We start from the raw sequence: 711 nt of genomic DNA, 5'->3' as shown, positions 1-711 counted from the left end.
CGCCGCAGCCAGCGCAATCCTTCCGGCACGTTCGCCGTCACGCCCTCACCGTTGATCAGCATCATCGCGTAATCGAACGCGGCGAGACGGTTGCCGCGCGCCGCCGCATCGTGAAACTGCACGAGCGCCGCGCGCAGATTGCCCGCGTTGTAGTCGGCCACCGCCGCTTCGGTCTCGCGCTGCGGGTCGGGCCGGCTCGGCGCGCCCGGCGCCTGCGCAAGCGCGCCGCCCGCCGCCGCACCGAGCGCCGCCGCGGCGAGCGAACCGATTACCGCGCCGAGCAGCACACGCGGCGTGCGCGTGGAGAGCGGCGCGCCGCGGCGTTTCCCGCTCATCCCCGCACCTCCTGCAGCGCCTGTCGCGTCGCGCGCAGCAGCCACACGACGTCCGCGGACAACGCGACCACGCGGAATCCGGCTTCGAGAGACTGGCGCGCGCCGGCCGTATCCGCGGCGAAGATGCCGACCGGCACGCCGGCGCGCCGCCCGGCCGCGAGCACGTGCTCGAGCGCGGCCGCGACGTCCGGATGCTTCGTGTCGCCGAGATGCCCGAGGCTCGCGGACAGGTCGGCGGGCCCGACGAATACGCAATCGACGCCCGGCGTCGCCGCGATCCGCTCGGCTTCGTCGACGCCGCGCGCCGATTCGATCTGCACGATCGTCGCGATCTGCGCGTTCGCCGTCTGCACGTAGTCGCGCCGCATCCCATAAG

2 protein-coding genes are annotated in these 711 nt (G+C 73.8%); both read right to left on the bottom strand.

Annotated elements, in window-relative coordinates; translation table 11 throughout:
• The coding region (locus tag J5M71_RS26215; RefSeq protein ID WP_207838362.1) for a sel1 repeat family protein at positions 1–335 on the bottom strand (335 nt) is incomplete at its 3' end.
• The coding region (locus tag J5M71_RS26210) for an aldolase/citrate lyase family protein (RefSeq protein WP_243434356.1) at positions 332–711 on the bottom strand (380 nt) is incomplete at its 5' end. The genes J5M71_RS26215 and J5M71_RS26210, both read right to left, overlap by 4 nt.

Origin of the sequence: Pseudomonas sp. 43(2021) (assembly GCF_017490805.1) — a bacterium.
Lineage (GTDB): Bacteria > Pseudomonadota > Gammaproteobacteria > Pseudomonadales > Pseudomonadaceae > Aquipseudomonas.
The sequence above is the reverse complement of the archived record's forward strand: the minus strand, read 5'-3'. Positions and strand labels throughout refer to the sequence as shown.